The following is a 19,109-nucleotide window of genomic DNA, read 5'->3' on the forward strand; positions in this document are numbered from 1 at the left end:
TACAAAAATAAAAACCAACGGGAAAGACATTGATGCAAAAAAAAATCACCAAGGCACGCACGTGCCTTCTCCTCGCGGCGATGATCTGCTCGGCAGAGGGAAAGGGCTCAGAAAGCGGACAGGTACACTACCCGATGGGTGTTGGCACCATTATGAATGGCGCCATGCCCCCTCCTGGGGAGACCAGCCACTATCACTATGTACAATACTATGAGAGTAATCGTTTCAATGATGGGAAGGGACGGTCGGCCATTCCAGATTTCAAGGCCGAGGTCTATGCATGGGCCCCGCGCATCGTGCACACATGGAGTGAGGGAATAGGCCCCTTTCATGTATCCTCAGGCATCATAGCCCCTATAACCAAGGTCAGTCTTCGAGCGTTTGGACGACAGGAAACGAGTACCGGATTTGGTGATCCGGTGATTGCTCCCGCTCATCTATATTACGTCAGTCCCACTGGAGATTTTTTTGCATTTGGAGGGGTAGATATCTACGTTCCAATAGGAAAATATAACAAAAAGGACTTGGCAAATAACGGCTTAAATTATTGGACGTTTGCGCCAAGCTTTAACTTTACCTGGCTTCCTACACCCCGCTCAGAGCTTTCCATGACATTCTTCACCGAGTTCAATACGGAAAATCGCGCTACACACTACAAGTCAGGAAACAATGCGACAATAGATGCTGCAATCGCGTATAAACCGTTTGAAAAACATCCAAAAGTCAAAGTTGCACTCCAAGGCTTTGCAACAAGGCAATTTACGGACGATACCGCAAGGGACACACTGATAATAGATGGAAACCGCGGACAGGCATTCGGGATTGGGCCGCAGATATCCTATGATCTTGCGGGCGGCTATGGCGGCGTGCTTGTTAAATATCAAAAGGAATTTGGCGTAGAAAACCGGTCACAGGGGAACCGTTTCTGGTTTGAATTTACCCTACCCTTCTAGGTCATCTTCCTCGGCAACCGGGATAAAGCTGGCCATTGCGAGTAGGCAATGCCAGCTTGGCGGTGGTGGCTATAGGGCCTAGATGGTGTACTCACACGCGCCATTTGCGCATTTTCACAAGGCCGGCCGTGCACGTAGTCGACCGCCTCGGGTTCTCGCAGCATTAATTTCTGCATAGATCACGCTGTTGCCTTATCCGCGCTGCTGTTGAAGCAGCCGCGGATAGTTGGCTTGATCCCGTTTCTATCGTTACTCGTGAGTCGTGCAGACATCGGTATTGGCCAAGCGGTGTATAAGGGGCTTTCCGAAGCTGACGCCGGACGTCGCGAGCTGCTCCCGCACCTGATTGACAATATATGCACCTATCGGGATAGCCGAGGTAGCTGCTGGCGAGGGCGCATTACAGACGTTGAAGCTGCGGGTAGTTTTAACGAACAAGAAATCGTCGATCAGCCTCCCATCCGGTGATACCGCCTGTGCGCGGACGCCGGCCGGGTAGGCTGTCAGGTCGTCCTTGACGATACTAGGACAATACTTTTGGACCTGCTGAAGGTAGCCACCCTTGAACAACGAGTTTTTCAGCTCTATAAGGCCGGGCCGCAGATTGCTTTTTAGCACCTTGAGGATGCCTGGGCTGGCCAGCATGTCAAACATGTCGGTCAGCGAAAAATCTATCTTGCGATAGCCTTCGCGCTTCATCGCCAGGACCGCGTTGGGGCCGACGGTGACCGTACCATCAATCATTCGGGTCAAGTGCACGCCGAGGAACGGCATGGCCGGGTCCGGGATCGGGTAGATCAGGTGATTAACAATCTGGTTGTGCTGCTTTGGTAGCAGGTAATACTCGCCACGGAATGGGCATATGTCAAAATTAGGCTTGATCCCAAGCATGCGCACCACGCGGTCGGCCATTAGGCCCGAGCAGGTGATGAGGAAGCGGGCATGTAGTTCTTGATCCCCGGTACGTAGCACCACTTCATCTGAATGCTCATCGATCGCGAGCACTTCGCTCTTGTAGCGGATCTCGCCACCGGCGGTTTCGAATTCCCGACCCATGGCCGCGGTCACCAGCGCATAATTCACGATGCCGCTGGAAGGCACGAAGATACCGCCAAGGCCGACGATGTTCCGCTCGCGCTCGCGCAGTTCCGTGCCCGTCAGCCACTCGCGCTTGATGCCGTTTGCGGCGGTGCGCTCCCATAACGCGCGCATGCGCTCCATTTCAAGTGCATTAGTGGCCACCAACAATTTGCCGCATTCGTCATAAGGGATGCCGTGCTTGTCGCAGAAAGCCTTGGTAGCTTTATTGCCTTCCAGGCAGAAACGCGCCTTCAGGCTGCCCGGTGTGTAGTAGACGCCGGCGTGGATAACGCCGCTGTTATGGCCGGTCTGGTGCATGGCCAGGCCGGCCTCTTTCTCCAGAAGGAGAATTTTGGCATCCGGGTAATCTTGAATTAGTTGCATGGCGGTGGACATGCCCACAATGCCGCCACCGATGATGATGAAGTCGTACACAGCCATTAGATTGCACCTACCTGGATCAGGTTTTGTGTAAAAACGAGCAGGACCATGGGTAGTGGCCTTGCTCACTTCAGCGCTATGCAAGTCTTACTGACCACGCTGGTACAGGTTTTTTTGAAAGCTGAGGTAGCCGCGCTGACGCATCAGCTCGCGGCGCAAGCCTTTATGAGCGGTGAAGCGATCACGGCCATGCAGCCAGAACATGTTGTTGATCAACAGGAAGCTGCCGATCGGCACTGGTACCGATAACTTCTGAGGGCTGTTTTCCAGGGACTCGCTCAGGGCGTTGAGCCAGATACCCTCCTCAAAATCCTTGGGCTGTACGAATTGGTCGATGTAGCGCATGGTTGGACGGCCTTCGGCGTCACTGTCAAACACCGCGTGGAAAACGTCTTCACGCACGTTCTTGCTCGGCGGTGCGGTGAAGCGCATTTCACGGCGGGCCAATGGATGGTCGTAGAAATGCTGCAGATCTTCCCAGTCGTCCAGGTGCAGCAACAGAGAGTTACCACCGTCCATATTCTGCTCGTCGATCTTCATCATCATCACGTAATCGGTACGCTCGTGCACGAAGGTGCCGTCATTGTGCAGCTCCATCACCCGATGTGGCTGGCGGAGGTAGCTGTCAGAGTTGTCCGTGTTGACTACTACGAAGCGCGCATAGAACTGGCCGCTCATAGCATCGAAGTTGGAGCGGCCGACTAGGTGCGCGACGGCAGAGGAAAACTTGACCATGTCATCGGCCTGCGTCACGTCGCTCAACCCTACAGGGGTTATTAGCATCCCGCCCGTGGCGCGATCGAGGATGGTGTCAATGAGAAACGGGCGCAATGTACCTCCGCATAGCTCGTCGAGCAGCTGACCAACTCGAAAGCGCAGAAACGATTTGTACTCAAGAGCCTGTACTGGCCATTGCGCCACCACCTCCAAGAACGCATCGACGGTTTCCTGAGTAAATTTTATCTCTAATAGGCGCTGCGAGTGGCAGGAGGAGGAAACGGTGAATCCCTTGGTTTCTGACGGTGGTGACATCACAGGGTCATGGCATTGGGTAAAGGTGTTCATGGCGACTCCTGGGCAGAAAGATAATGAACTGGAAGGCGCCTAAAAATATCGCCAATACGTAGGAATGTCTACATTTCACGAAATGGTAGACGTATTTATTTTCTGGCGCAGGTTTTTACCTCGATGGAGGATTCGGTATGATGGGGTTTTAGCGCGTTCAGGAGCGGCATTTTGGAAAGCCCAAGCCCCAGGCTTGATTCTGCATTCAGCGGGTATGAGCGGCTCAAGCTGGATATCATTCGCGGGGTGTTCAAACCAGGCGAAAAACTGCTCATGGGTGGGCTCAAGGAACGCTATGAGCTGGGGGTCGGCCCGCTCCGCGAAGCACTTTCGCAATTGGTTGCCGAACACCTTGTTGTGGTCATTAGCCAGAAGGGTTATCGAGTCGCGTCCATCTCGCTGCAGGAAATGCAGGACATCTATGATGCCCGTGCCAACCTCGAAGCGATGATTGTTGGCCTGGCCATCGAAAGGGGAGATGACACCTGGGAAGCCCAGGTGTTGGCACATTCCCATACCTTGTCAAAAGTCGGGGACGTCACAAGTCGGGATAAAGCACTCGAGATTTGGGATGAGCGGCATAAAGCGTTCCACAGTGCCATTGCAGCGGGCTGCGGTTCCAGGCACCTACTACAGGCGCGCAAGTACCTATTTGATCAAGCGGAGCGATATCGGCACCTGTGGCTGACGCAAACGATGTTCTCTGCGGAAGCCCTGGAGCTTAAGCGCAAGGAACATGCCGCGCTGGTTGAGGGCATCCTAGCGCGCGACTCCGTTCGGGTGGCAGCTTTGATGCGCGATCACTTAATGTCGCCCGTGCCAATCATCATAGAGATTATGCACCGCGGTGCGAATGAAACGTCACGGAAGACAGCTTAGCTGGCTTCATGCCCAACTAAGTGTAACGTGGGAGCAAGGAACGCTGCGGGAAAGGAGGCCCTGCTAAATGGAAATCTGCCCCGAGAGGAATGCAAACGAACGTGGCATACCGAAGGGTTACGGATTAAGTATGCCCTCACAACAAAATCTTTCAGTACTACGGATATGAGAAGTCAGGAGCTGAGCGGCTTCATTAAAGTCTCGACTCAATACGGCTTTATATAAATTCTCATGCTCGGAATTTTTTGCGCGGTTAGTCTTGCGATTCCGTGCGGAAAAAATTCGAAAGCGCTCAGCCTGATCGAAAAGGTCTTCAACCATTTCCAATAGTAGCGGAGAGGTGCATGCAGAGTAAGTGCACAGGTGAAACCCACGATGCCTGCTGACCCAGGCGTTATCAACCAGACCAGGCTCTGGTCCCATCCGCTGCTCAACTATTGACAAACTATGAAACGCGGCAACTAGATTGGACTCCCAATCATCACCGCCGTAAGCGATCGAGTCACGCAATGCCTCGATTTCAATCAAGAGCCTGACCCTCGTCAAATCTCTGACTGCTTCAACGGTGATTGGCGCGACGCGAAACCCTCTATTTTCGACCATCGTAATCAATCCCCCCCGCACGAGTCGATTCATCGCCTCTCGTAGGGGGCTACTACTGAAGCCAAATCTACGCTGCAGCACTTCAACCCGGAGGCGATCGCCGGGTTCGAATTCACAGTTGATAAGCGCACTGCGTAGTGCATTACACGCTTGATCGACCAGAGGGAGTGTCTGCGCTGAGTCAACGGAAGATTTTGCGTTCATTTTTTACTGACAACGAAAGTTTGTCGGTAGGATAGCACTTATTATGCACAAAGAAAGAACATTTGCACTTAATCGCTTCCGAACATCATGCTGCAACCCCGCAAAGTCAGATGCCCGTCGCCATTGAGCTTCAGTGCCGAAGTCGCCTTGTCGTTCATTCGCCACGGACAAAAAGCGTTTCAGGAATCCAGCGTAAGCCGCCCGTGATGTGGCTGGTGCGGTAGCAAGCATGACTATCCTCGCGGCCTTGCAGTACATCGGATCGCGGCTGACTGACCCGTTTCGTGACCTTTGCTCGAGCGCCCAGGAATGCACGCCACTTCTCGCCCGATCGGCACACATCTTCTAGAGGCAACCCGATCAGCGCTAAGCGCCACTTGGGAATTACGATGGACCACGACCTATAGCTTGCGTAAAACTTAGTTTTGTGCATAACTATCCAGGCAAAGCGTATCCCCAACCGCGGGACGTCGATCCTCATCAAAAAGACGATGCCCGCGTGATAAAAAACAAAAAAGATAGAGGGCTGCTATGGCTCAAGCATGTTTCGTCCTGGTACATGGTGCGTTTCACGGAGGCTGGTGCTGGCGTGGGGTGGCAGATGGTCTTCGTCGCCTGGGTCATGAGGTCTATACTCCAACGCAAACCGGGTTGGGCGACCGCAGTCATCTGATGAGCGCCGATATCACCATGGCCACGTTTGTCCGTGACATTCAATCGACCATTGAAATGGAAGAATTGAATGAGGTCATTTTGGTGGGCCATAGCTTTGGCGCGCGGTCTATATGCGGCGTATCGGATATCATCCCTGAGCGAATAAAACATCTGGTGTTTATCGATGGAGGCCTGCCCTTTGATGGTCGGAGCCGACTCGAAGGGATGACAGCTGAGGACCGAGAAAGACGTTTAGCCAGAGCTGAAGCCAATGGTGGAACCAGTGTCCCCCCCCCTGACCCTTCTGCATTTGGGGTGAGCGACCCAGTTATAGCCCGATGGCTACGCAGACATCTGACACCACAGCCATTAGGCGTCGACACGTCCGCATTGAAGTTAAAAAACCCTCTCGCTAATGGTATCCCGGCGACCTATTTTAGATGCACGCTGCCCGCATTCCCTGGTGTGGAAGAAAGTGCTGCTTTTGCTCGCAGCCAGCCGGGATGGCACTACATCGAAATCGACGCTCCCCACAACGTCATTGTTACGCACCCCGAGCTGACAATCGAGTTTTTGGACACTATTGCTAAGCATGCCAATATAAAAAGCATGCTGTGAGAAATCAAACACAACAATATTTGTAACCACACGATAATAAGAAGGGAGAAGTATATGCGCGCCGCTCGATTACATAAAGTAGCTACCCCGTTTCAAGTTGACGAAATTGACATTCCTGAGCCCACAGGATCTGATGTCCTAGTTCGGGTACGAGCATGCGGCGTGGTGCCAAACCTCCGCAATGTTGTTTATCATTACCCTGAATGGTTTCCTGACCTGCCGCTCCCCGCTTTACCCGCTATCTATGGCTTGGACCCTGTGGGCGAGGTCGCAGCTGTCGGGCCCAACGCAAGCGGTTTGCAAATTGGACAGCGTGTGTATGTAAACCCTCTACGGTACTGCGGAACCTGTGACCATTGCCTCAGTGGCACAGGACTGCTCTGCGCCAATCAAACGATGGCCGGCTACTTCGGGATGGGCCCAAAATCTCATGACATTTATGCGCGCTATCCTTGGGGTGGATTTGCGGAATACATGATTGCACCCGCGGATTCCATGGTCGTACTTTCAGACAAGGTTTCCTTCGAAGCCGGAGCGCGTTTCGGTTACTTAGGGACGTCATACTCAGCGCTGTGCAATGCAAAAGCCGGTGTACGCACGACTGTTCTCGTGAATGGGGGAACGGGAACGCTTGGGGTCGGGACGGTCATGTTGGCGCTGGCTATGGGTGTTCCGAAGATCATCGCGGTGGCACGCAACAGTGAGCTCCTCGAGCGAGTTAGGGCCCTCGCCCCTGGCCGTATAGAGATTATGAACGCGAGAGAAGGGAATCTTCCTGAGCGAGTGCGTGCTGCAACTGATGGTCAAGGCGTAGACATTGTCGTCGATTGCCTATCCGCTCATTCGGGCTCTGATCCAACCATGGATGGATTGATGTCGTTGCGCCGTGGTGGTCGACTGGTTTTCATCGGAGGTATGGACCACGTTTTGCCAATGACTCCAATCTATTTGATGGTACAGCAGATCTCATTTATTGGATCCTGCTGGTTTACTACCTCACAGGCGCAGGATATGGCTAGCATGGTGGATTCCGGAGTACTTGATTTGTCAGCACTCGAGCATAAGATTTACGAGTTAGAGCAACTCAATGAGGCGATGGTTGCAGCCGAGAACCGGACGCATGGCGGGTTCGAGAATATTGTAGTCAGGCCTTAGATTAACGTCGGATGCCGAGCCGCCGAAATACCGACTGATGGAGTTGGCTAGTATCGAAAGCTCGCAATTGACACGCGCCTGTCTAGTATCAAATGCTCGATGAAACATTAGTTTTTCATAGCAAATGATCTGCAGGCGCGCGGTAATTTTTTTAGCTAACAAGTCAGCTTACCTAGCCCGAGCTTTATGAGCGTATTGGAGGTCAAATGAAAGTTCGCCGTATCATTGTAGGAACCGGTAAGAACGGTAACGGGGAGATTGTTTCCGACATTGCTTCAGTTCAAGGCACTACGCTCGACGCGCTACCAGGCTTCGAATCTGCCCTGTTCTGGTCAACGAGCGCACAGGCCATCGTCGCCACCGGGGAACCACAAAGCATCGAGATGACCGTCGGAAGTATTCCATCGGTTGGAGAAACCCGTTTAAATATTGTGTCGATCCCCCCTGACTCCACGATGGCGAACGCTGCATTTGACGGTGCTGCCTTTGGGGAAGAACTATTGAAAAAAATGCCTGAGTTTGCATCCACCTTTGAAGTGAATGAGCCCGGCATGCACAGAACCGAGAGCATCGACTATGCTATTCTTCTGGAGGGTGAATTGGTTCTTGAACTTGGAAACGGCCAAAAGATCCAACTTCATAAACATGATGTGGTTGTACAACATGGAAATAGGCATGCTTGGCGCAACATGAGTAATAATACAGCACAGATTTTATTTGTACTGATCGGTGCTCGTCGATGCTAAAAGCATAATCGCTTATGACTAACAGCTTAGTTTATATTTCCCGCATCACAATCGCCCCCTGTATCTATAAGCGTCGCAATAGCTAATAAACAGGTTCATCCTACACGACGCCGTGGGCTGCACGTGCTGCGCGCCCAGAGGGTTCGGGTAGCCGTAAGCCCAGCCTCATCAGCACCGGATTTGCGCAGGTATTTGCGACATTTGGTTGGGTTTTCCGGCCCCCGTGGCGCGCACGCTAAAATCACCGAAACCAGTACGTGTCAATAGTGCGGCTTTAGATAACGCTAACAACTGCTCGCTCGAGCAGCCCATGGGCAAGCCAACCTACCCCGGACTGGAGAGCTCATTGCGCTGATTTATTCCTAGTGGTGCCCGCTCACCTTCCTGCGCGAGTAGTTGGACTAGGCAGCCCCCAGAAAAAAAATTCCAACCAGCGAAGGCAAATCGAACGAATTTTTCCCAGAGCGAACCTCTCCGATCACCATAGTGAAATTCTTTCCCCGGGCCGATCGATAAAATTTGCAGCCTATCTTGCTCTTAGGTATGACTGCGATGTACGACGCCGCTACCCGATTCATCCATGCCGGTAGAACCCCCGATGCGTTCGGTGGGTTGGTCAATACCCCAGTATTCCGGGGTTCGACCATACTTGCGAAAAGCTTCGATAGCTGGGAAGCGAGCAAGGTCAATGGCAACCCTTATTCCAACTACGGCCGGTTTGGTACCCCTTCCACCCGCTCGTTCGAGGATGCTATTGCCGAACTCGAAGGCGGCCACGGCTGCTGCGTTTTCCCTTCGGGCCTATCTGCGTGCGTGCATTCCCTGCTCGCGTTCGTCAGCACCGGTGACCACGTATTGATGACGGACAACATTTATGGCCCTACCCGATCCTTCACTACCAATGTGCTGAGCCGTATGGGCGTAGAGGTGGAGTTCTTCGCACCGGCAATCGGCGGCAAAATTGCAGAGCTGCTGCGACCCAACACTCGAGTGGTGTTCACCGAGTCACCCGGCTCGCTGACCTTTGAAGTTGCAGACCTGCCAGCCATCTGCGATGCCGCTCATGAAGTGGGTGCGTTCGTCCTGCTGGATAACACCTGGGCGTCGCCCCTGTACTTCAAGCCTTTCGAACACGGCGTCGACGTCTCGATCCAGGCAGCGACCAAATACATCGTCGGACACTCGGATGCCCTGCTTGGCACCGCTACAGCAAACAAGCGCGCCTGGGCCCAGCTAAAGGCCGGCGCTCATGACTTCGGTCAGATCGCCAGCCCCGACGACCTGTTTTTGGCCTTACGCGGCCTGCGGACCATGCCTGTTCGGCTGCAACAGCACTGGAGCAATGGTATCGCCCTGGCGAACAGTCTTGCCCAGCATTGCGCAGTGGCCGATGTGATGCACCCCGCCTTGCCCAACACGCCGGGGCATGACCTGTGGAAGCGCGACTTCCTCGGCGCGAGCGGTTTGTTTGGTATCCGTTTGAAAAGTTGTGATACCGACGTGCTACGACGCCTGTTCGATAACCTCAAGCTGTTTGGCATTGGTTTGTCTTGGGGCGGATTCGAAAGTCTGGTTGTCCCGGTAGGCACCCCGCTTCGTTCGTGCGAGCAAAGCGCAGGCCAGGGCTATGTGGTTCGTGTGCATGCGGGCCTGGAGCATGTCGACGACCTCATCGAGGACTTCACGCGCGCACTTGATATCGCGACTCGCTCTCCGCGGGTTGCAGTCGCCTGAACGCGGGCCTCCCGGCCCGTGCTATCCATTGAATACTTTCGCTTAAGAGAACCTATGAAAACGTCGTTGCTTGGCACTATTACCGAAGAGTATCTGCGCACCACTGCATTCGATTGCATCGTGGTAGGCGTACATGCGGCTGCCCTCAAGGGCGCTGCACACTGGATCAACAGTCTGTGTTCGGGGTTGATCGAGGACGCCCTGGAAAGCAAGGACCTGGGCGAGAAACCCGGCGATACCCTGCTGCTGCGTACCGGCAGGGCCCTGGCCAGCCGGCAAGTCCTGCTGGTGCAGTTGGGCGGTTCCGTCGAGATGGACGCAGCCCGTCAACGCAAGGTGATCGCCGGCGCGGCGAAAGCGCTGACGACCACGCGCAGTGCCCGCCTGCTGTGGTGTCTGACACAGTCGCTCGAGCAGGAAACCGCCGTAGGCCAGTCCATCCAGGCCTTGGCAGAAGCGGTTTACCGCTTCGACGCCTTCAAGAGCGAGCCGGATCCTAGGGCAATCGCCTTGGAAGAAGTGGTGCTGGTCGTGGCTGATGTACAGGTCGCCTCGGAGGATCAAATCCTGCGCCGCGCCGATGGGATTAGCCAAGGCGTCAGCCTGTGCCGTGACTTGGGCAACCTGCCACCTAATCAGTGCACACCCACCTATCTGGCCCAAGTGGCGGAAGGTTTGGCACAACCGCAAAGTGCCAGAACCACGGTTCAGGTATTGGAACGCGAAGACATCCAGACGCTGGGCATGAATAGCTTTCTGTCCGTCGCCCGGGGTTCAGTGCAACCGCCCAAGCTGATCGTGATGGACCGCAAGGCCGGACCAGAGGGACAGGCGCCGCTGGTGTTGGTCGGTAAGGGCATCACCTTCGACTCCGGCGGCATTTCAATCAAGCCTGGGCAGGCAATGGATGAAATGAAGTACGACATGTGCGGTGCGGCGGCCGTCTTGGGTACCTTCAAGGCGATCATCGAGATGGATCTGCCGCTCAATGTCGTCGGTATCATTCCAACCTGTGAAAACATGCCATCAGGCGAAGCGTTAAAGCCGGGGGACATCATTACGAGCATGGCGGGCAAGTCGATCGAGGTGCTGAACACCGACGCCGAAGGGCGCTTGATTCTGTGCGACGCACTGACCTATGCCGAGCGCTTCGAACCTGCGGCGGTGATTGATATAGCCACCTTGACCGGTGCCTGCGTAGTGGCGCTGGGTAACGTACACAGTGGTCTGTTTGCCCGTGAAGATGCACTGGCTGAAGAGCTGATCGCCGCTTCCCAAGCCTCCGGCGACACCGTATGGCGGATGCCGCTGGACGGCGCTTACAACGATTCGCTGAAATCCAACTTTGCAGACTTGGCCAATATCGGCGGCCGTGAGGGCGGCGCGATCACAGCCGCCTGCTTCCTGGAAAACTTCACTCGCAAGTATTCTTGGGCACATTTGGACATCGCCGGGACGGCATGGAAAAGCGGCGCGCAGAAAGGAGCTACAGGCCGCCCCGTCAAATTGCTGACCGAATATTTGGTTGCTCGGGCTACTGCGGCGTCATGACGGACCAAGCCCTCCCCCGTCAGCGCCACAGTTTGCTTGAAGATATACAGTCCATCGTAGTAGGAACGCTGCTGATTGCCTTCGGCATGAGCCTGTATGCCGACGCACATTTGGTAACCGGTGGGGGTGCTGGCCTCGGCTTGCTGGGGCACTACCTCACGGGCTGGTCGGTTGGCACATGCTTCTTCCTGGTCAACCTGCCGTTCTATTACTTGGGCTACAAGCGTCTGGGCGGGGCCTTTATTCTGCGCACCTGCGCGGCAGTGTGTTCGTTGGCGGCACTGAGCATCGCTCTGCCCGGGATGATCAGCTACGACACCCTCAATCCGCTGTTCGCTGCGTTGGTTGGGGGTGCCTTGATCGGGGTCGGGCTTGTCTTGATCTGTCGCCACGGGGCAAGCTTGGGCGGGGTGATCATTGTGTCGCTGTATTTGCAGGAGAAGTACGAGATCAGTGCCGGAAAAGTACAGCTGGTCATCGATTGCCTGATTCTCTTAGCCGCCCTGGTGACGGTTTCATGGGGAGACTTGTTGCGCTCGATTGCGGGCGCTGCCGTGATCAACCTGATCATGATCTTCAACTTCAAGAAATACCGCTACAACGGATTCAGTTGATCCTTTAAATCGTGGTCAATGCACGCGGAAGTGTGCATTGACCCGTTGACTGTTTCGAAATGTATCGCTTGCAACGACAGTATTCTCCATGGCCCCCGCGAAACCAGTAGCGGCGTCCATTCATGAACCTCGCTCATGTGGCTATACGCCCATTCGGCATAGTCGCCAGTCAGCCACGGCGTTAAGGTCTTCAATTACCCGCACCTATGAACGCCCGCTTCGACATAAGCGAGAGTCGTTCAAGAGCGCTTCGGACGGTGCACAGATCGCACAGCCTTCCCGAGGAAATGTAACCGTGGATACGAACGACATGACGCCGTTAACCAGGCGCAACTTTCTTATCATTGGGGTGGTGTCATCTGCGGCAATCGCCCTACCTCCTTTCCTCAGCGCCAAAGCCAGCGCTGCCAACGCCGCACGGCCAAATGCTGCGAAAGTAGCGCTGACCATCAACCAAACGTCACACACCCTGGAACTGTACACCCGCACTACCTTGCTGGACGCCTTGCGCGACCATCTGCACCTCACCGGTACGAAAAAGGGCTGCGACCATGGTCAATGCGGCGCGTGTACGGTCATTGCCAATGGCTCGAGGATCAACGCCTGCCTGACCCTCGCGGTCATGCATCAGGGGTCGGACATCACCACTATCGAAGGTCTGGGCAGCACGCAAAACCTGCACCCTATGCAGGCCGCTTTCATCAAGCATGACGGTTATCAATGTGGCTACTGCACACCGGGACAGATCTGCTCTGCGGTGGCCGTGCTCGACGAAATCCGCGCGGGCGTTCCCAGCCATGTCAGTGACAACCTCACTGAAGCTCCACGGCTAGTAGCACGGGAAATCCAGGAGCGCATGAGCGGCAATATCTGCCGTTGCGGTGCCTACTCCAACATCATCGAGGCGATTACCGAAGTCGCACAGGAGACCGCATGAGACCGTTCAACTACCTACGTGCCACTTCCCCTGCGGACGCTGCTGCGCAGGCTGCACAACTCGAAGGCGCTCGCTTCATCGCCGGCGGCACCAATCTGCTGGACCTGATGAAACTGGAGATCGAGACCCCGGTGAATCTGATCGATGTCAACGGCCTGGGGCTGGACACTATCGCGACTACATCCGACGGCGGCCTGAGGGTTGGCGCACTGGTGCGCAACACCGACTTGGCCGCCGACCCGCGGGTCCGCACAGACTATGCTGTGCTGGCCAGGGCTTTGCTGGCAGGCGCGTCGGGGCAACTGCGCAACGTGGCAACGACTGCCGGCAACCTGCTGCAGCGCACCCGTTGCCCGTACTTCTACGACACCAACATGGCCTGCAATAAACGGAGCCCGGGTGCCGGCTGTGCGGCCGTTGGCGGTTTCAGTAGGCAACTGGCGATCATCGGCACCAGCGAGAGTTGCATCGCGACTCACCCCAGCGACATGGCGGTGGCGATGAGGCTGTTGGATGCTACCGTCGAGACGGTGCGGGCCAACGGGCACGTGCGCTCCATTCCCATCGCCGATTTCCATCGGCTGCCGGCCAATACGCCCAACATCGAGACGGCTCTCTATTCCGATGAGCTGGTGATCGCCGTGACACTGCCCAGGCCGCTCGGAGGCGTGCATCAGTATCATAAGGTGCGAGACCGAGCCTCCTATGCCTTCGCCCTAATCTCGGTGGCGACAATCCTGCAACCCGACGGAACGGGGCGCGTTGCGCTTGGCGGCGTCGCCCACAGGCCATGGCGCGTCGATGCTGCCGATGCCTTGATGCCCGACGGCGCCAAGGCGGTGACTGGCAGCCTTTTGCGTGGCGCAACCCCGTCACATGACAACGCCTTCAAGCTCACTCTGGTGGAGCGAACAGTGGCATCGGCAATGTTGCAAGCGAGGGCGCAGTCATGAAATTCGACCTGCCCACGGGCGACAATCCGATAGACCAGTTGAAAGTCGTCGGTCAACCTCTGAATCGTATTGAGGGGCCGCTGAAGGTGACCGGGGCCGCCCACTATGCCTACGAGAACCACGAACAGGTTCCAGACGCGGTGTACGGTTACATTTTGGGTGCCGCTATCGGCAAAGGTCGCATCGCGCAGATGCGCACAGATGCCGCACAGGACGCCCCCGGCGTGTTAACCGTGATCACCGCAGCCAATGCAGGCACGCTGGGCAAAAGCGAGTTCAATGCCGCCCGCGCACTGGGCGGGCCCGGCATTGATCACTACCACCAGGCCATCGCGATCGTCGTCGCCGAGACCTTTGAACAGGCGCGTGCTGCGGCTCAGCTCATCGAAGTCGACTATGTGAAAGGTCAGGGCCGTTTCGACCTGGCGGCCGAACGCCCGAATGCGCAGATCCCCAAGACTGGGCCCGATACCGACGTCGGCCAGTTCGACGACGCTTTCAATCAGGCTGCCGTTCAGATTGATGTGACCTATGCCACGCCCGACCAGGCCCACGCGATGATGGAGCCGCATGCCTCAACAGCGCGCTGGCAAGGCGACCAGCTGACGCTGTGGTGTTCGATCCAGTTGTTGTCGTGGAGCAAGCGCGACTTGTCGATTATCCTGGGTGTGCCGCCCGAGAAGATTCGCCTGATATCACCGTACATCGGCGGAGGCTTCGGCGGCAAAGCGTCGGTACTCGCCGACGCGGTCCTGGCGTCGGTTGCCGCGAGCCAACTGGGCAGACCGGTGAAGGTAGCGCTCAGCCGGCCGCTGATGTTCAACAACACTACCCATCGGCCTGCCACGATTCAGCGCGTGCGGCTGGGCGCCGATCGCTCGGGCCGGATCCTCGCCATCGGCCATGAAACCCTGTCCGGCAACCTGCCAGGCGGGCCGTTCGAAAAAGCCGTGACCCAGACCCAGGTCCTGTACGCAGGGGCCAACCGCATGACCCGTGCTCGCCTCGCCGTACTCGATCTACCGGAAGGCAACGCCATGCGTGCACCGGGCGAAGCCTCCGGGATGATGGCACTGGAAGGCGCCATGGACGAGTTGGCTGTCGCCCTGAACATGTGCCCGGTCAAGCTGCGCATTGCCAATGACACTCAGGTTGTGCCTGGTGACCCGTCCCGGCCGTTCACCACACGCGCACTGATCGAATGCTTGGAGACCGGTGCGAAGCACTTCGGTTGGGATCAGCGGCCCGCTGCTCCCGCCAGCCGTCGCGAAGGCCAATGGTTGATCGGGATGGGCATGGCCTCGGCCATTCGCGGCAATCCGATCCGCGACTCCGCTGCGCGGGTGCACCTGGATTCCAACGGGATCATCACCGTCGAAACCGACATGACCGATATTGGCACCGGCAGCTACACCATTCTCGGCCAGACCGCGGCCGAAACCCTGGGCGTAAGCCTGGACAAGGTGGTGGTGCGACTGGGCGATTCCACCTTCCCCACCTCGGCAGGTTCGGCTGGCCAGCGCGGTGCCAATTCATCCACCTCCGGTGTATATGCTGCAAGCATGAAGCTGCGGACACTCATCGCCGAAAGAATGGGCATCAACCCCGCGACGGCCGAGTTTACCGATGGCCAGGTACGCGGTAGCGGCAAAACCATGTCCCTGGCGCACGTCGCGCAGAACGGTACGTTAACAGCCGAAGACATTCTGGAATTCGGCAAGGCACGTGAGGAACGGGAGCACCAGACTTTCGGTGCGCACTTCGTGCAGGTCCGAGTCGATGCCGCCACCGGCGAGGTGCGCATTGACCGCATGCTTGCCGTTTGCGCCGCCGGCCGCATCATCAACCCCAAGATGGCCCGCAGCCAGGTTATCGGGGCAATGACCATGGGCGTGGGCGGCGCGTTGATGGAAGAGCTGGTGGTCGACAAACGCCACGGGTTTTTCGTCAATCACGACCTTGCCGGATACGAAGTGCCAGTGCATGCCGACATCCCGCATCAAGAAGTGATTTTCATCGATGAAGTCGATGCCTACTCATCGCCAATGAAGGCCAAGGGCGTTGGCGAGCTGGGGATTTCGGGGGTCGCCGCCGCCATCGCCAACGCCGTCTATAACGCCACCGGTGTGCGCGTACGCGAGTACCCGATCACCCTCGACAAATTTCTGGATCGCTTGCCAGCGATAGCCACTAGCAGCTGAGAGTTACCATGAGACTTCTTGCACCCACGTTCGCCACGCTGTGCCTCGCCGCCATGACCGAAGCCGGCGCCACAACTGCCAAACCCGATCCCAAACCTGCGCCACATGTTCAGGAAGTGACGCCCCAACTTTACAACTACACTACGCAACTGCTTTTCGGTGAAGTCTGGAAGCGCCCGCAACTGAAAAGCCGTGACCGGAGCCTGATCACCCTGTCCGCCCTCATCGCCAATGGCCAGAGCGCGCAGTTGACCGGGCACCTGAATCTAGCGCTGGATAATGGGCTCAAGCCCAGTGAGATCAGCGCGCTGATTACCCATCTGGCTTTCTACGCCGGTTGGCCGAACGCAATGTCGGCCACCGGTGTGGCGCACAAGGTGTTCACCGAACGCAAGATCCCCCGCGACGCCATAGTGCTGGCAGCCGCCGAGCCGCTGGAATTCGATGCCGACAGTGAAACCAAGCGACGCGCCGCGGTGCAGTCGGCTACCGAAGCCGTAGCGCCGAAGCTGGGTGATTACACCAACGACGTGCTGTTCGCCGACCTCTGGCGCGATCCAGGCCTCACGGCTCGGGACCGCAGCCTGGTCACCGTCGCCGCACTTATCGCCCAGGGTCAGGCCCCGCAATTGCAGTTCCATCTCAATCGCGCGATGGACAACGGCTTGACCCGAACCGAAGCCTCGGAGGCGGTCACCCACCTCGCGTTCTATGTTGGTTGGCCGAAGGCGATGTCTGCAGTCGAAGTTTTCAAAGAGGTCTTCGATTCCCGACCCAAAGACTGATCGGCTGAACGCGGGTTAACCCTGACGCTGCGCAAGGGCAGCGTTTTGCGGGGCGCCTCGTACGATCAGAACAAGCACGACCACCAGCGCTGACGCCAGCATGACAGCGCTCCAGATGAATGCCATGGAAATACCCGCCGAGACTGCTTGGACCGATTCCGAAGACCCGGCTCCATAGCTGTACGCGACGGTCAGCACGCTGAGGCCCAGGGTCCCCCCGAGCTGGTGGCTGACATTTACCAGCCCCGACGCCGCGCCTGCATCTGCAGGTTGCACGTCAGTCATCGCCGCTGCGGTCAGCGGGCTGAGGCAAGCGCCCTGGCTCAAGCCGATCAACAGCAGCGGCATGATCACGGCCTGATATCCAGTGTCCGAGCCAAGGCCCGACAGCCAAAGCATGCCGATACACCCTACTGCCACGGCGGCGGCCAGCAGCGCTCCATTGCCAAACAACCGGGTAAGCCGGGGGATGGCCATTGCCGCAGCGAAATTAGCCAACGTGGTTGGCAGAAACGCTAACCCTGCTTCACTGGCGCTGAACCCAAGCACTTCCTGCAGGTACTGAGTGGTAAAGAAATAGAAGCTCATCATTGCACCCAGAAAAAACAGCCGAGCACTGTAAGCGCCCGCCCTCACCCGGTGCTGAAACAGGCGTAGCGGCAGGATCGGGTCCGAAGTCCGCGCCTCGTGAAAACCAAACAACGCGAGTAGAAGCGCCCCGGCGATGAGCCCGCAAATAGTGCTTGTATCGCCCCATCCGGTATTAGCTGCGCTGACGATGCCGTAAACCAGACAGGTCATCCCAACTGTCGATAGCAGTGCTCCAGCCAGGTCAAATGTGCTCGGCCTTACGGGGGTTTCGCGCACCACGCGCAACGTGGTGATAATCAGTGCCAAGCCAATCGGCAGGTTGATCAGGAAGCCTACACGCCAGGATGCCCACTGAGTGAGTACCCCCCCGATCAGCAGACCAAGGCTCGAACCCACGCCGGCGGTGGCGCCATACCAGGCGATAGCCCGCGTGCGCTGGTGGCCTTCGAAATTGACCAGCAGCAACGCCAGGGATGAAGGGGCAAGGATCGCTGCACCTACACCCTGCAGACCACGGGCAGCAATGAGCAAAGCGTTGCTCTGCGCCACCGCCACCAGCAACGAGGCGAACATGAAGACGCCCAGGCCGATCACGAACATGCGTCGGCGCCCCAGGATGTCGCCGCCACGCGCGCCCAGCAGCAACAGCCCGCCGAACGCCAGGGTATAGGCATTCTGCACCCAGGAAAGCCCGGTAGTGGTCATGGCGAACGTCTGGCGGATCTGGGGCAAGGCGGTGATGACTACCGAGGTATCCAGCACGATCATGAGATAACTGCATAGGATGACCAGCAGGACACCCCACTGTTTGCGCGACAAAGGGTTCATCGTGCGTGGCCGTAGTCTTCGTCGCTCACCTGCTCCAGCCACTCGACAGTCTTGCCGTCCAGAGCCTCGGCGATCGCAATGTGGCTCATGCCCATGTCAGCCGCAGCACCGTGCCAATGCTTGACGTGGGGCGGGATCCAGACCGTGTCGCCAGGGCGAATCGCCTGCCGCGCCTGCCTCTCTTGTTGCACGTAACCGGCCCCTGCGGTAACGATCAGCGTCTGGCCAAGTGGATGGGTATGCCAGGCTGTACGTGCCCCTGGCTCGAAAGTCACCGTCGCGCCGCCGATGCGGGCTCCGTCGGTGCCTTTAAACGGCGCATCGACACGTACTTTCCCGGTGAAATACTCGGCGGGGCCAACAGCCGATGGCTGGGAACCTACAGGGGTGACGACAACGCTCATGGGCTGTGCTCCTTCGGTTTCAGCGCTGAGCAAGGCCATTGAGAGAGCAGCTGCTGTAAGTGACTTCATTCAGGAGTCTCCGGTGGCTTCAGTAAAGTTTTGTAATCTATCAG

17 protein-coding genes are annotated in these 19,109 nt (G+C 56.9%); 12 read left to right on the forward strand and 5 right to left on the reverse strand.

The features are described 5' to 3' along the window. Positions 1 to 32: 32 nt before the first annotated feature. A complete protein-coding gene (locus SLW75_RS04130) occupies positions 33 to 953 on the forward strand; it encodes a transporter (protein WP_410933605.1) in 921 nt (306 codons plus the stop codon). Between the two features lie 249 nt (positions 954 to 1,202). Here SLW75_RS04130 and lhgO read toward each other — a convergent pair whose 3' ends face one another. Both lhgO and glaH read right to left on the reverse strand, forming a co-directional pair. Then, positions 1,203 to 2,468, reverse strand: a complete 1,266-nt coding sequence (lhgO, locus tag SLW75_RS04135; RefSeq protein WP_410933812.1) for an L-2-hydroxyglutarate oxidase — start codon at positions 2,466 to 2,468, stop codon at positions 1,203 to 1,205. Positions 2,469 to 2,561: 93 nt separating this feature from the next. Further along, positions 2,562 to 3,539 carry a glutarate dioxygenase GlaH gene (gene glaH / locus SLW75_RS04140; protein WP_410933606.1) on the reverse strand — a complete coding sequence of 326 codons (978 nt, stop codon included), beginning with the start codon at positions 3,537 to 3,539 and terminating at the stop codon, positions 2,562 to 2,564. 171 nt (positions 3,540 to 3,710) lie between these two features. On the opposite strand from glaH, the gene csiR reads away from it, so the two are divergent. Continuing rightward, positions 3,711 to 4,418, forward strand: a complete 708-nt coding sequence (csiR, locus tag SLW75_RS04145; RefSeq protein ID WP_410933607.1) for a DNA-binding transcriptional regulator CsiR — start codon at positions 3,711 to 3,713, stop codon at positions 4,416 to 4,418. A 117-nt stretch (positions 4,419 to 4,535) separates the two neighbouring features. Here csiR and SLW75_RS04150 read toward each other — a convergent pair whose 3' ends face one another. After that, the gene (locus SLW75_RS04150) at positions 4,536 to 5,225 is read right to left on the reverse strand and encodes a GntR family transcriptional regulator (protein WP_410933608.1); all 690 of its coding nucleotides are present in this window, start codon (positions 5,223 to 5,225) and stop codon (positions 4,536 to 4,538) included. A 531-nt stretch (positions 5,226 to 5,756) separates the two neighbouring features. On the opposite strand from SLW75_RS04150, the gene SLW75_RS04155 reads away from it, so the two are divergent. The 10 genes from SLW75_RS04155 (at position 5,757) to SLW75_RS04200 (ending at position 17,173) form a co-directional block, all read left to right on the forward strand. Beyond that, positions 5,757 to 6,497, forward strand: a complete 741-nt coding sequence (locus SLW75_RS04155) for an alpha/beta fold hydrolase (RefSeq protein ID WP_410933609.1) — start codon at positions 5,757 to 5,759, stop codon at positions 6,495 to 6,497. A gap of 54 nt (positions 6,498 to 6,551) precedes the next feature. Beyond that, the gene (locus tag SLW75_RS04160) at positions 6,552 to 7,652 is read left to right on the forward strand and encodes an alcohol dehydrogenase catalytic domain-containing protein (RefSeq protein WP_410933610.1); all 1,101 of its coding nucleotides are present in this window, start codon (positions 6,552 to 6,554) and stop codon (positions 7,650 to 7,652) included. Positions 7,653 to 7,858: 206 nt separating this feature from the next. After that, positions 7,859 to 8,398: a cupin gene (locus SLW75_RS04165; RefSeq protein WP_410933611.1), complete on the forward strand. Its 540-nt coding sequence runs from the start codon at positions 7,859 to 7,861 to the stop codon at positions 8,396 to 8,398. A 552-nt stretch (positions 8,399 to 8,950) separates the two neighbouring features. Further along, positions 8,951 to 10,132 carry a cystathionine beta-lyase gene (metC, locus tag SLW75_RS04170; RefSeq protein WP_410933612.1) on the forward strand — a complete coding sequence of 394 codons (1,182 nt, stop codon included), beginning with the start codon at positions 8,951 to 8,953 and terminating at the stop codon, positions 10,130 to 10,132. A 54-nt stretch (positions 10,133 to 10,186) separates the two neighbouring features. After that, positions 10,187 to 11,683 carry a leucyl aminopeptidase gene (locus tag SLW75_RS04175; protein ID WP_410933813.1) on the forward strand — a complete coding sequence of 499 codons (1,497 nt, stop codon included), beginning with the start codon at positions 10,187 to 10,189 and terminating at the stop codon, positions 11,681 to 11,683. After that, complete coding sequence (locus SLW75_RS04180; protein WP_410933613.1) at positions 11,680 to 12,297, forward strand: YitT family protein; 618 nt, start codon at positions 11,680 to 11,682, stop codon at positions 12,295 to 12,297. Before SLW75_RS04175 ends, SLW75_RS04180 begins: the two co-directional genes overlap by 4 nt. A gap of 310 nt (positions 12,298 to 12,607) precedes the next feature. Then, positions 12,608 to 13,234, forward strand: coding sequence for an aldehyde dehydrogenase iron-sulfur subunit PaoA (paoA, locus tag SLW75_RS04185; protein ID WP_410933814.1), 627 nt, complete (start codon positions 12,608 to 12,610; stop codon positions 13,232 to 13,234). Further along, positions 13,231 to 14,187, forward strand: coding sequence for an FAD binding domain-containing protein (locus SLW75_RS04190; protein ID WP_410933614.1), 957 nt, complete (start codon positions 13,231 to 13,233; stop codon positions 14,185 to 14,187). The genes paoA and SLW75_RS04190 overlap by 4 nt, the downstream gene beginning before the upstream one ends. Next, positions 14,184 to 16,388, forward strand: coding sequence for an aldehyde oxidoreductase molybdenum-binding subunit PaoC (gene paoC / locus SLW75_RS04195; RefSeq protein ID WP_410933615.1), 2,205 nt, complete (start codon positions 14,184 to 14,186; stop codon positions 16,386 to 16,388). Before SLW75_RS04190 ends, paoC begins: the two co-directional genes overlap by 4 nt. Positions 16,389 to 16,396: 8 nt before the next feature. Further along, positions 16,397 to 17,173, forward strand: a complete 777-nt coding sequence (locus tag SLW75_RS04200) for a carboxymuconolactone decarboxylase family protein (RefSeq protein WP_410933616.1) — start codon at positions 16,397 to 16,399, stop codon at positions 17,171 to 17,173. A 15-nt stretch (positions 17,174 to 17,188) separates the two neighbouring features. Here the strand turns inward: SLW75_RS04200 and SLW75_RS04205 are convergent, their stop codons facing one another. Continuing rightward, a complete protein-coding gene (locus SLW75_RS04205; RefSeq protein ID WP_410933617.1) occupies positions 17,189 to 18,592 on the reverse strand; it encodes an MFS transporter in 1,404 nt (467 codons plus the stop codon). Beyond that, positions 18,589 to 19,035, reverse strand: a complete 447-nt coding sequence (locus tag SLW75_RS04210) for a cupin domain-containing protein (RefSeq protein WP_410933815.1) — start codon at positions 19,033 to 19,035, stop codon at positions 18,589 to 18,591. Before SLW75_RS04210 ends, SLW75_RS04205 begins: the two co-directional genes overlap by 4 nt. Between the last annotated feature and the right edge of the window lie 74 nt (positions 19,036 to 19,109).

Source organism: Pseudomonas sp. W5-01, from assembly GCF_046540435.1.
GTDB lineage: Bacteria > Pseudomonadota > Gammaproteobacteria > Pseudomonadales > Pseudomonadaceae > Aquipseudomonas > Aquipseudomonas graminis_B.